Genomic DNA, 11,829 nt, shown 5'->3' with positions numbered 1-11,829 from the left:
ACGGCGGGAACGCGTTTTCTTGTTCCCGTCCTTTTTTGCGTTTTCACGGGGTCCGCTCATTTTCCTTTCAAATTGAACTTTGTTAAAATAAGAGAAGCTGTGAGATTAAAAAACAGAGGAATGACGAGCTTTTGCTCTTAGGAGGATATTGAATGACGGAACGAAAAAAATTAGTGCTTGTCGACGGAAACAGTCTGGCGTACCGGGCGTTTTTTGCATTGCCGCTTTTAAGCAATGAAAAAGGCATTCATACAAATGCCGTATACGGGTTTGCGATGATTTTAATGAAAATGCTGGAGGATGAAAAACCGACCCATATGCTGGTGGCTTTTGATGCGGGAAAAACCACTTTCCGCCACAGCACGTTTAAAGAATATAAAGGCGGAAGACAAAAAACGCCGCCGGAGCTTTCAGAACAGATGCCGTTCATCCGTGAGCTCCTCGATGCCTACAACATCAGCCGCTACGAGCTTCCTGAATATGAAGCGGACGATATTATCGGCACGCTTGCCGTATCTGCTGAAAAAGACGGCTTCGAAGTGAAGGTCGTTTCGGGGGACAAGGACTTAACCCAGCTTGCAACCGGGAAAACGACCGTTGCCATTACGAGAAAAGGCATTACCGACGTAGAAGATTACACGCCGGAGCACGTGCGGGAAAAGTACGGTCTGACTCCTTTGCAAATCATTGATATGAAGGGATTAATGGGAGATTCATCCGATAACATACCGGGCGTCCCCGGCGTCGGAGAAAAAACCGCGATTAAGCTCTTAAAGCAGTTCCATTCGGTTGAGAAACTGCTTGATTCCATTGATGAAGTCAGCGGAAAAAAATTAAAAGAAAAGCTTGAAGAATATAAGGAACAAGCCCTGATGAGCAAAGAGCTGGCGACGATTATGACAAATGCGCCGATTGAAGTCAAGCCCGAAGATTTAGATTACCAAGGGTTTGACCGTGAACAAGTTGTTGCCATTTTTAAAGACCTCGGTTTTAATACGCTTCTTGAGCGGCTCGGTGAAGAAAGCGGGGAAACGGCGGAAGAAAATTTTGAAGACATCAATGTCGAAACGGCAGAAGAAATCACCGAAGATATGCTTGTTTCGCCGTCCGCTTTGGTCGTCGAACAAATCGGTGATAACTATCACGAAGAACCGATCCTCGGCTTTTCCATCGTGAATGAAACAGGTCTTTATTATATTCCGAAAGAAATCGCCATTCAGTCTGAAGCTTTTAAATCTTGGGCTGAAGATGAATCGATGAAAAAGTGGGTGTTCGACAGCAAACGTTCCGTCGTCGCTTTGCGCTGGCAGGGAATTGAGCTGAAGGGAACGGAATTTGACGCGCTTCTTGCTGCCTACATTATAAACCCGGGCAATTCGTACGACGATGTCGCGAGCGTAGCGAAAGAATACGGGCTGAATATCGTTTCAAAAGATGAAGCAGTATACGGAAAAGGCGCAAAACGCGCCGTTCCCGCTGAAAAAGAGCTTGCCGATCATCTCGCGCGGAAAGCGTCTGCCGTTAACAGCCTCCGTGACAAACTGCTTGACGCTTTGGAAGAAAATAATCAGCTTGAGCTTTATGAAGATCTTGAACTCCCGCTTGCGCTAATTCTCGGAGAAATGGAATCAATGGGCGTCAAAGTGGATGTGGAAAGACTGAAGCGAATGGGAGAAGAGCTCAAGGCAAAACTGAAAGAATATGAAGAAAAAATCCATGACATCGCCGGTGAGCCGTTTAACATCAATTCACCAAAACAGCTCGGCGTCATTCTGTTTGAAAAACTCGGTCTGCCGCCAGTAAAGAAAACAAAAACAGGCTATTCCACTTCAGCTGATGTGCTTGAGAAGCTCGCAGACAAACATGATATCGTCGCATACATTCTGCAATACAGACAAATCGGCAAACTCCAATCGACTTATATTGAAGGGCTGCTGAAAGTCACGCGCAAGGATTCTCATAAGGTGCATACACGATTCAATCAGGCATTGACTCAAACCGGACGCCTCAGCTCAACGGATCCGAACCTGCAAAATATTCCGATCCGGCTGGAGGAAGGGCGGAAAATCCGTCAGGCTTTCGTACCGTCCGAACCGGACTGGCTTATTTTCGCCGCCGATTATTCACAAATAGAATTAAGGGTGCTTGCGCATATTTCAAAAGATGAAAATCTGATCGAAGCGTTTACGAATGACATGGACATTCACACAAAAACCGCCATGGACGTGTTTCATGTCAGTGAAGATGAAGTGACACAAGCGATGCGCCGCCAGGCAAAGGCCGTCAATTTCGGGATCGTTTACGGCATCAGTGATTACGGGCTGTCGCAAAACCTCGGCATCACCCGGAAAGAAGCGGGCGCTTTTATTGACCGCTATTTGGAGAGCTTCCCGGGCGTCAAGGCGTATATGGAAGAATCGGTGCAGGAAGCGAAACAAAAAGGATATGTGACGACACTTATGCAGCGCCGCCGCTATATCCCTGAGCTGACCAGCCGCAACTTCAACCTGCGGAGCTTTGCGGAACGGACGGCCATGAATACGCCGATTCAGGGAAGCGCCGCCGATATTATTAAAAAAGCCATGATTGACATGGCAGCTGAGCTGAAAGAAAAAAACCTGAAGGCGCGACTGTTGCTTCAGGTGCACGATGAATTGATTTTTGAAGCGCCTAAGGAAGAAATTGAAATATTAGAGAAGCTGGTTCCTGAAGTGATGGAGCATGCTTTGGCATTAGACGTGCCGCTGAAGGCGGATTATGCTTCAGGGCCGTCTTGGTACGATGCAAAATAAACAGAAAAAAAGGAAGTGATGATTGTGCCGGAATTACCAGAAGTTGAAACGGTCCGGCGCACTCTGACCGGTCTTGTGAAGGGGAAAACGATTGAATCGGCGGATATCAGATGGCCGAATATCATCAAAAAACCCGCCGAGCCGGAGGAATTCGCGCGGCAGATTGCAGGAGAAACGATCCGATCCATCGGAAGAAGGGGAAAGTTTTTGCTTTTCCATTTGGATCATTATGTCATGGTGTCCCACCTGCGGATGGAGGGGAAATACGGTCTTCATCAGGCCGATGAGCCTGACGATAAACATGTGCACGTCGTGTTTCACATGACGGACGGAACACAGCTCCGCTACCGGGATGTCCGGAAATTCGGAACGATGCATTTGTTTGCGCCGGGAGAGGAACGGAATGCATTACCGCTTTCACAGCTCGGGCCCGAACCCGATGATGAAGCATTTACCGCCGCTTATTTAAAAGAGCGGCTTGCAAAAACGAACCGCGCGGTGAAAACCGCCCTGCTCGACCAAAAAGCGGTCGTCGGCCTCGGCAATATTTATGTCGATGAAGCTTTATTCCGGGCGCGTATTCATCCTGAGACAAAAGCGAACAGTCTGTCGGACGGGCAGATAAAAACGCTTCATACAGAAATTAAAGACACCCTTCAGGAAGCGATTGACGCGGGCGGGAGCACCGTCCGGTCTTATATCAATTCTCAAGGGGAGATCGGAATGTTTCAGCTCAAACATTACGTCTACGGCAAAAAGGATGAACCGTGCAAAACGTGCGGCACGATGATTTCTAAAATCGTGGTCGGCGGAAGGGGCACTCATTTTTGCGCCCGCTGTCAAAAAAAATCATAAACTGAAGCTGTTCAAGCAGGCGGCAGCAGAATGACTTTTTTCTAACACAGTTGATGACCTTTCTCCATATATATATTGTGATTCACCCAATAGGCATATGTCACAATTGCCGATCAAGAAAGGGAGAAACGGATATGGAGATTGTTTCTTTGCTGCTTTTGGCTTTTGCTGTCAGCTTGGACAGTTTTTCAGTCGGGTTTACGTACGGTTTGAGAAAAATGAAAATCCCGTTCAAAGCGATTGCCGTGATCGCCTGCTGTTCAGCCTCTGTGATGTTTATATCCATGCTGATCGGCCATTTTCTGACAAAGATTTTTCCCGTATCCGTCACGGAGAAACTGGGCGGGCTGATCTTAATCGGAATAGGGGCATGGGTCATCTGGCAATTTTTTAAACCGGCTAAAGAGCCGGATTACTTATTGCATGAAAAAACGCTGCTTAATCTTGAAGTGAAATCGCTCGGCATCGTCATTCATATTTTGAAAAAACCGACCAGCGCTGATATTGATCAATCCGGAACCATTAACGGAGTCGAGGCGCTTCTGCTCGGTATCGCCTTATCCATTGACGCGTTTGGCGCCGGGCTGGGAGCGGCCATTCTCGGCTTTTCTCCGGTTATGATGAGCGTGACTGTCGGGGTGATGAGCTCGCTGTTTGTTTCACTCGGCATAAACGCGGGGCATTTGCTTTCAAGGTGGAATTGGATAGATAAAATGACATTTTTGCCGGGAGTCCTGCTGATTATCATCGGGATTTGGAAAATGTAAGAAGGAGTGGGCTTTTTGAGCTTGGTCATCGGTTTAACGGGAGGCATCGCAAGCGGCAAAAGCACGGTAGCGCGTATGCTGATCGACAAAAAAATAACAGTCATTGATGCGGATGTCATCGCGAAACAGGCGGTGGAAAAAGGAATGCCGGCTTACGGACAAATTGTGGAAGCATTCGGAAAAGACATCCTGCTGGAAAATGGCGATATTGACAGAAAAAAACTCGGTTCTATCGTTTTCACTGACGAACAGAAGCGTCTGAAGCTGAATCAGATCGTTCATCCGGCAGTGCGTGCGGAAATGCTGAAACAGCGGGATGAAGCCATTGCGAGAAAAGAGCAGTTCGTCGTTTTGGATATACCGCTTTTGTATGAAAGCGGGCTTGATTATCTTGTCGGCAAAGTGCTCGTCGTCACCGTACCGGCAGACATTCAGCTCAAACGGCTGATGGAGCGGAATTCCCTGACAGAAGAAGAAGCGATGAGCCGGATAACGTCGCAAATGCCTTTAGCGGACAAAACAAAAAAAGCTGACGCCGTCATTGATAACAGCGGCAGTCTTGAACATACAAAGCACCAGCTTGAGGAAGTATTGAGCGGCTGGGCATAAACAAACACCGTTCGGAAAGCCGAACGGTGTTTTTCTGGTTAAAAATCAAAATTGTCAGGGTCCGGACCGACACGGAGATTTTCGTTCAGATCATCAATCCGCTTCATATCGTCAGCTGACAGTTCGAAATCAAAGACATTTGCATTTTCTTCAATACGGTGTTTTTTAGTTGATTTCGGAATGGTGATGACACCGTTTTGCAAATCCCAGCGCAAAATCACTTGAGCGGCTGATTTGCCGTATTTCTCAGCAATCTCCTGTAAGACGGGGTGATCAAGCAGCTGCCCTTGCATCAATGGCGACCACGCTTCAAGCTGAATGCCTTGTTCAGTGCAGAAAGCAAGCAGTTCTTTCTGTGTCAGGCGCGGGTGGTACTCCACCTGGTTGATCATCGGCTTGATTTCCGTTTCTTTCATGAGATGTTTCAGGTGGTGAATTTGGAAATTGCTGACCCCGATCGCCTTAATGCGTCCATCCCGGTAGAGGGTTTCGAGCGCCCGCCACGCATCGATGTACTTTCCTTCGACAGGCCAATGGATCAAATATAAATCTAAATAATCTAAACCGAGTTTTTCTAAGCTTGTGTCAAACGCTTTTAACGTTTCTTCATATCCTAAATCGGCATTCCATACTTTTGACGTGACAAAAATGTCTTCACGTTTTAATCCCGCTTCTTGCAGCCCTTGGCGGATCCCTTCGCCGACACCTTCTTCATTTCCGTAAATCGCGGCGGTATCAACGCTGCGATAGCCGTGCACCAATGCCGTTTTCACCGCGTTGACGAGTTCCGCGCCTTCCTCTACTTTGAAAACTCCGATGCCGAACCAAGGCATCTCTACTCCGTTATGCAATGTTGCTTTTGCTTGTAAATGTGTTGTCATGTATATATTCCTCCTATTATTTGTCTGTCGAAAAAATCAAAATGCGCTGAAGAAAAACTCACCTCCTTTCAAGGGCAGTGCGATCCCGCTTTTCCAGCTTCCTGCTCCATCCGGTTAATACGACCGCGCTGAGCACCATCAGCGCCCCGATCCAAGCGGTATGAATGATTCCGATTGAGTCTGTAATGATTCCGCCGGCAAACGAGCCGATCGCGATTCCGGCATTAAATGCCGCGATATTTAAGGCTGATGCTGTATCAACGGCGCTTGGCGCAAAACGTTCACTCAGCATCACGACATATACCTGAAGCCCCGGCACATTCATAAACGCCAACAGCCCCATGAAAATAATGGTGATCAGCCCGGCTGTTTTAAACGGCGCGGTAAAAGTCAGGACAAACAGCACAGCAGCCTGGACAATGAACATATAAAACAAGGCTTTCAGCGGATTACGGTTTGATAAACGGCCGCCAATCATGTTTCCGATGGCAATCGCAATTCCGTAAATGAGCAGGATGGCCGCGACGGTTTCTTTCTGAAAACCCGTTACCTCCTGAAGAAGCGGAGATAAATACGTAAACACGACAAACGTTCCGCCGTAGCCTAACGCTGTAATAATAAATAAAAGCAATAACCGGCCGTTTGTGACGAGTTTGACCTGCTCGGAAAATGCGGTTTTCGTCCCTTTGCGCAAATGAGACGGAACGAGAAGCGCGTTTGTGAGGAATGCGATGATTCCTACCGCCACAATCACGGCAAATGCGATTCTCCATCCGAATTGCTGGCCGAGATAGGTGCCGAACGGAACGCCGGTCACCGTAGCCACCGTCAGCCCCGTGAACATAATGGAAATCGCGCTTGCTCTTTTATGCTCCGGCACGATATTGGCGGCGATCGTTGCCCCGATTGACATGAAAATGCCGTGGGAAAAAGCCGAAATGACCCGTGCCGCCAGTAAGACGCCGATTGAGGAAGCGCTCGCTGCGAGTGTATTTCCGGCGATAAAAATCAACATCACCCAGAGCAGCAGCGTTTTCCGCGACATGCCGGATGTGAGAGACGTTAAAACCGGCGCGCCGAATGTCACGCCCAGAGCATACATGGAAACGGTAAGTCCCGCCGTTGTCACAGGTATATGCAGATCTTGAGATATAAGCGGCAGCAGTCCGACGCTGATAAATTCGGTTGTGCCGATCGCAAAAGCGCTGACGGCTAATGCCAGCAGCGCTGGTAAATAGCTTTGGCGATGTGAAGACATCTGTTTTCCTCCTTGAACGATAATGTATGGTTGAAATGATGCCGGGTAAACGATATAAGTATAAGAGTACATTCCTTTTCAGCCGGCAAATGTCATTATGATTGATAGAAGTGTCATTGAAAAGAACGTACTTTTAAGTGCCATAGGCACTTTTTAGTTCCTATAGATGAGGAGGAATTACCGTTGCTGAAGAAAAAATACAATATATCCGTAGAGGCGGCGCTTGAAGTGATCGGCGGAAAATGGAAGTGTGTGATCCTCTGCCACCTCATGCGCGGGAAAAAACGGACAAGCGAATTGAAGCGGCTTATGCCGGACATCACCCAGAAGATGCTGACACAGCAATTGCGGGAGCTGGAAGCTGACGGCGTCATCAACCGGATCGTGTACAATCAGGTGCCGCCGAAAGTGGAATACGAGCTGAGTGAATACGGGCACAGTCTGGAAAGAATTTTAAATGCGCTGTGTGACTGGGGCGCGATGCATATTGCTAAACGGTACGGCGAGGTGTCTTCCGTTTTAGAGGACAGTATTTTGAATGACAAATTTAAAGAACCGGGACAAATATAAGAAAAAAGCAGGCAGCCTGAGACGCTGATCCTGCTTTTTTTATGGAAGAAAGATCATTTTATATGCAAAAAAACCGATTGAACAACATATTGATCGGTATAAGGGTGGATTTTTATCAAGTTGTACTGGCGGATTTCTTTTAATGTGTTATACTATATATAAATAAAGGTAAATTAGAGTGGCATATTAAAAAGGGGTGACCTGAGCATGAAGGTAAAAGTAGCAATCAACGGGTTTGGAAGAATCGGAAGAATGGTGTTCAGAAAAGCAATGGAAGATGATCAAATTCAAATAACAGCCATTAATGCAAGCTATCCCCCGGAAACGCTTGCTCATTTGATAAAGTATGACACAATTCACGGCAAATACGATCAAGAAGTTGAGACCGCCGACGACGGCCTGATCGTCAACGGAAAACATATTATGCTGTTCAATCGCCGGGACCCGAGAGAGCTTCCGTGGAAAGAATGCGGAATAGACATCGTCGTAGAGGCAACGGGGAAATTTAATTCAAAAGAAAAAGCGATGAGCCATATTGAAGCAGGGGCGAAAAAAGTCATTTTAACGGCTCCGGGCAAAAATGAAGACGTTACCATTGTCATGGGAGTAAATGAAGAGCAGTTCAATCCCGATGAACATGTCATCATATCAAATGCATCCTGCACGACAAACTGTCTTGCGCCGGTCGTCAAAGTGCTTGATCAGGAATTCGGGATTGAAAGCGGGCTGATGACGACTGTTCACGCTTACACGAATGATCAAAAAAATATCGACAATCCGCATAAAGATCTGCGGAGGGCGAGAGCGTGCGGAGAATCCATCATTCCGACTTCTACAGGCGCCGCTAAAGCGCTGTCGCTCGTGCTGCCTCATTTGAAAGGAAAACTTCACGGTCTCGCTTTGCGTGTTCCCGTTCCGAATGTGTCATTAGTGGACCTTGTCTGCGATCTGAAAACAGATGTGTCGGCCGAGCAAGTGAACGCCGCTTTCCAAAGAGCCGCAAAAACGTCGATGTACGGAATTCTTGATTATTCGGATGAGCCGCTCGTTTCTTCGGATTATAATACGAATTCACACTCTGCGATCATCGACGGACTGACAACGATGGTGATGGAAGACCGAAAAGTAAAGGTGCTCGCCTGGTATGACAATGAATGGGGATATTCCTGCCGGGTCGTTGATCTTATCCGTCACGTCGCCGCGCGAATGAAACACCCGTCAGCTGTGTAGACTAAAGTTCATGGACATTTGTTAGAAAAAAACCCTTAACGGCATATTCGCAAAAAACACACCTTGCAAAATAAACTTAAACACAGTATACTATCTTTCGTGAACTTCTTGCTCGTGACTGCTTCGGAATTACTTAAAGGGTTAGGACCTCTCCGGACTAACTTTCCCCCGTGGTAAATGGCCGGGTCAGTTCTCGGAAATTCACTTTTTTAATTCTTGTTAAGGGGGGTCCATGATTATGGAAACAATGGGGCGTCACGTCATCTCCGAGCTGTGGGGATGCGATTTTGATAAGCTCAATGACATGGATTTTATTGAAAAAACGTTTGTAAATGCTGCTTTGAAATCAGGAGCTGAAGTGCGCGAGGTCGCATTTCACAAATTTGCACCGCAAGGCGTAAGCGGAGTCGTTATTATCTCTGAGTCACATTTAACGATTCACAGTTTTCCTGAACACGGATATGCAAGCATTGATGTTTATACTTGTGGAGACCTGGATCCTAATGTGGCTGCGGATTACATTGCGGACGCATTACATGCAGATACAAGAGAAAACATTGAAATACCGAGAGGAATGGGGCCTGTACAAATTAAACAGGCACAAGCGAAAGTACTGTAATTTTCAAAACGCAAACACAAGGGAGCTAAGCTGAAAAAGCCATTACGCGCTTTGAAGCTGATGCTCCTTTTCTAATGTAAAAAAACAGCATTGCTTTTTCTTTAAGCATTTTTTTTGTAAAATAGAAAAGATAAGGCCGGTCTATCGGCTCTCCCAACAAATAGGCTCATCCTAGAAACGTTGGCGGGCATTTACCGGAAGCTTGCGAACCGCATTACAGCAACGAAACAGATGGGAGCTGATCCAATTTGAAATGTCCTTCATGCCAGCATAACGGTTCCCGCGTACTTGATTCACGGCCTGCGGACGAAGGGAAATCAATCCGCAGAAGGCGGGAATGCGAAGCCTGCCATTACCGCTTCACTACATTTGAGAAGTTTGAAGAGATGCCTCTGATCGTCGTGAAAAAAGAAGGCGTCCGGGAAGAATTCAGCCGTGAAAAAATGCTGCGCGGGTTAATTAAAGCTTGTGAAAAAAGGCCCGTTCCTTTGAAAACATTGGAAGACATGTGCTTTGACATTGAAAAAGAGCTGAGAAACCAAGGCGTATCTGAAGTCAAAAGCGAACTTGTCGGTGAAATGGTAATGGACCGCCTGGCGAAAATCGATGAGGTGTCTTATGTCCGCTTTGCCTCCGTCTACCGGCAGTTTAAGGATATAAACGTGTTTATCGATGAATTGAAAGATTTAATAAAGAAAGAACGCTGAGAGAGCTAAGAGATTGTGTCTGGCTCTTTTCTCATGAGCAAAATTGGCATTTGATAGATCGCAGAAACGGTGTAAAATGAGAGTAGAAACATATCGGAAGGTTTGAGAATCATGGCTGACTATTGGAATGACGTATTGCCTGTAGATCCTTATACGGTCAAAAGCCGTTCGCTTCTTCAGGATGTCGACAGACAGGTTTTGACACATCTGTACCAGCCGCTGATCGGTTCTTTTGCATTCTCCCTTTATATGACCTTGTGGGGGGAGCTTGAGCAGAACCGCTTGTGGGGAGCGGAATCCACGCACAGGCAGCTGATGGGCATGATGCAGTCAAATTTAAAAAAGATTCATCATGAACAGGGAAAGCTTGAAGGAATCGGACTGCTGAAAGTGTATATCCGGGAGTCCGAGCAAAAAGAGCGGATGTTTATTTATGAGCTGCTGCCCCCGCTCAGGCCGAATGATTTTTTTGAAGACGGCATGCTGAATGTCTTTCTTTATAACAGAGTCGGTAAAACGAAATACCAGCAGCTGAGACAATTTTACACGCACCCTTCCGTCGGCGCGGGCGCAAGGGAAATTACCCGTCCGTTTAATCACGCTTTTGCCTCTTTTCAGCCGAGTGAATGGAAAATGACGCCTGATATGGAAGAGGCGATGAAGCTCCCCGAGGACTATGAGACGGCGTCTGTCGGACAAGCGCCTTCCTATAGTGTGACGGAGGAAGTGTTTGATTTTGAGCTGTTTTTGGCGGGGTTATCAGAAACGATGATACCGCGCAAATCAATCACACAGGATGTGCGGGAGAGCATTAAAAAGCTTTCATATTTATACGGAATAGATCCTATCTCCATGCAGCACGTCGTCATGACCGCAATTAATGAGCAGGATACGATAACGGCCGAAGCGCTGAGGAAAGCGGCCAGCGACTGGTACCAAATTGAAAGAAGCGGCAAGCTTCCCGAACTGATTGATAAAACACAGCCTGTCACCTTGAGAGAAAATCGGACGGAAAAGGACGATTCATTGAACGGCGAACTCATCGCACAGCTTGAGACCATATCACCGAGAAAGCTTCTCCAGGACATTGCGGACGGGACCGAGCCGTCAAAAGCCGACCTGCAGATTATCGCCGATATTATGTTCGAACAAAAGCTTGAGCCCGGCGTCACCAATGTGCTGATTTATTATGTCATGCTGAAAACGGATATGAAGCTGTCCAAAAACTATATCCAAAAAATCGCCGCCCACTGGGCCAGAAAGAAAGTCAAAACGGTACGGGAAGCAATGAAGCTCGCAATCGAAGAGCACAGGCAATATCTTGATTGGGCGGACGGCAAAACAAACGGCGCGGCGCGCGGCAAAAAAACCGTCCGGGAAGAAAAGCGCCCTGATTGGATGAAAGAAGAAGAAACCGGGAAGAAACAAGAACAGACGGCTCTTTCCGCACAGGATCTTGAAGAACAGAAGAAAAAAATGATGGAAGAAATGAAAAAACTGAAAAAATACTCTGCCTATTGAGACAGAGAAGCGGGGTGATA

Annotated in this window: 11 protein-coding genes; 9 read left to right on the top strand and 2 right to left on the bottom strand. The window is 46.9% G+C overall.

Features of this window, described 5'->3' with window-relative positions; translation table 11 throughout:
* Positions 1–152: 152 nt before the first annotated feature.
* The 4 genes from polA (at position 153) to coaE (ending at position 5,023) form a co-directional block, all read left to right on the top strand.
* Positions 153–2,792: a DNA polymerase I gene (gene polA / locus HAP68_RS13480; protein WP_014305564.1), complete on the top strand. Its 2,640-nt coding sequence runs from the start codon at positions 153–155 to the stop codon at positions 2,790–2,792.
* A gap of 24 nt (positions 2,793–2,816) precedes the next feature.
* A complete protein-coding gene (gene mutM, locus HAP68_RS13475; protein WP_015387866.1) occupies positions 2,817–3,647 on the top strand; it encodes a DNA-formamidopyrimidine glycosylase in 831 nt (276 codons plus the stop codon).
* Positions 3,648–3,781: 134 nt separating this feature from the next.
* The gene (gene ytaF, locus HAP68_RS13470) at positions 3,782–4,414 is read left to right on the top strand and encodes a sporulation membrane protein YtaF (protein ID WP_014305562.1); all 633 of its coding nucleotides are present in this window, start codon (positions 3,782–3,784) and stop codon (positions 4,412–4,414) included.
* A 15-nt stretch (positions 4,415–4,429) separates the two neighbouring features.
* Complete coding sequence (gene coaE / locus HAP68_RS13465; protein WP_024085682.1) at positions 4,430–5,023, top strand: dephospho-CoA kinase; 594 nt, start codon at positions 4,430–4,432, stop codon at positions 5,021–5,023.
* A gap of 38 nt (positions 5,024–5,061) precedes the next feature.
* Here the strand turns inward: coaE and HAP68_RS13460 are convergent, their stop codons facing one another.
* Positions 5,062–5,904: an aldo/keto reductase gene (locus tag HAP68_RS13460; protein WP_003152464.1), complete on the bottom strand. Its 843-nt coding sequence runs from the start codon at positions 5,902–5,904 to the stop codon at positions 5,062–5,064.
* A gap of 58 nt (positions 5,905–5,962) precedes the next feature.
* Positions 5,963–7,162 carry an MFS transporter gene (locus tag HAP68_RS13455; protein WP_014305559.1) on the bottom strand — a complete coding sequence of 400 codons (1,200 nt, stop codon included), beginning with the start codon at positions 7,160–7,162 and terminating at the stop codon, positions 5,963–5,965.
* 183 nt (positions 7,163–7,345) lie between these two features.
* Here HAP68_RS13455 and HAP68_RS13450 point away from each other — a divergent pair, with 183 nt between their 5' ends.
* From HAP68_RS13450 to dnaB, 5 genes are all read left to right on the top strand, one after another.
* Positions 7,346–7,732, top strand: a complete 387-nt coding sequence (locus HAP68_RS13450) for a winged helix-turn-helix transcriptional regulator (RefSeq protein ID WP_003152469.1) — start codon at positions 7,346–7,348, stop codon at positions 7,730–7,732.
* Positions 7,733–7,939: 207 nt separating this feature from the next.
* A complete protein-coding gene (locus tag HAP68_RS13445; RefSeq protein ID WP_024085681.1) occupies positions 7,940–8,962 on the top strand; it encodes a glyceraldehyde-3-phosphate dehydrogenase in 1,023 nt (340 codons plus the stop codon).
* A 238-nt stretch (positions 8,963–9,200) separates the two neighbouring features.
* Positions 9,201–9,581, top strand: coding sequence for an adenosylmethionine decarboxylase (gene speD, locus HAP68_RS13440; protein ID WP_003152471.1), 381 nt, complete (start codon positions 9,201–9,203; stop codon positions 9,579–9,581).
* Positions 9,582–9,829: 248 nt separating this feature from the next.
* The gene (gene nrdR, locus HAP68_RS13435; RefSeq protein ID WP_003152473.1) at positions 9,830–10,288 is read left to right on the top strand and encodes a transcriptional regulator NrdR; all 459 of its coding nucleotides are present in this window, start codon (positions 9,830–9,832) and stop codon (positions 10,286–10,288) included.
* Positions 10,289–10,399: 111 nt separating this feature from the next.
* A complete protein-coding gene (gene dnaB / locus HAP68_RS13430; protein ID WP_024085680.1) occupies positions 10,400–11,809 on the top strand; it encodes a replicative helicase loading/DNA remodeling protein DnaB in 1,410 nt (469 codons plus the stop codon).
* The last annotated feature ends 20 nt before the right edge of the window (positions 11,810–11,829 follow it).

It is taken from the genome of Bacillus sp. Bvel1, assembly GCF_014872755.1.
Classification (GTDB): domain Bacteria; phylum Bacillota; class Bacilli; order Bacillales; family Bacillaceae; genus Bacillus; species Bacillus velezensis.
The sequence above is the reverse complement of the archived record's forward strand: the minus strand, read 5'-3'. Positions and strand labels throughout refer to the sequence as shown.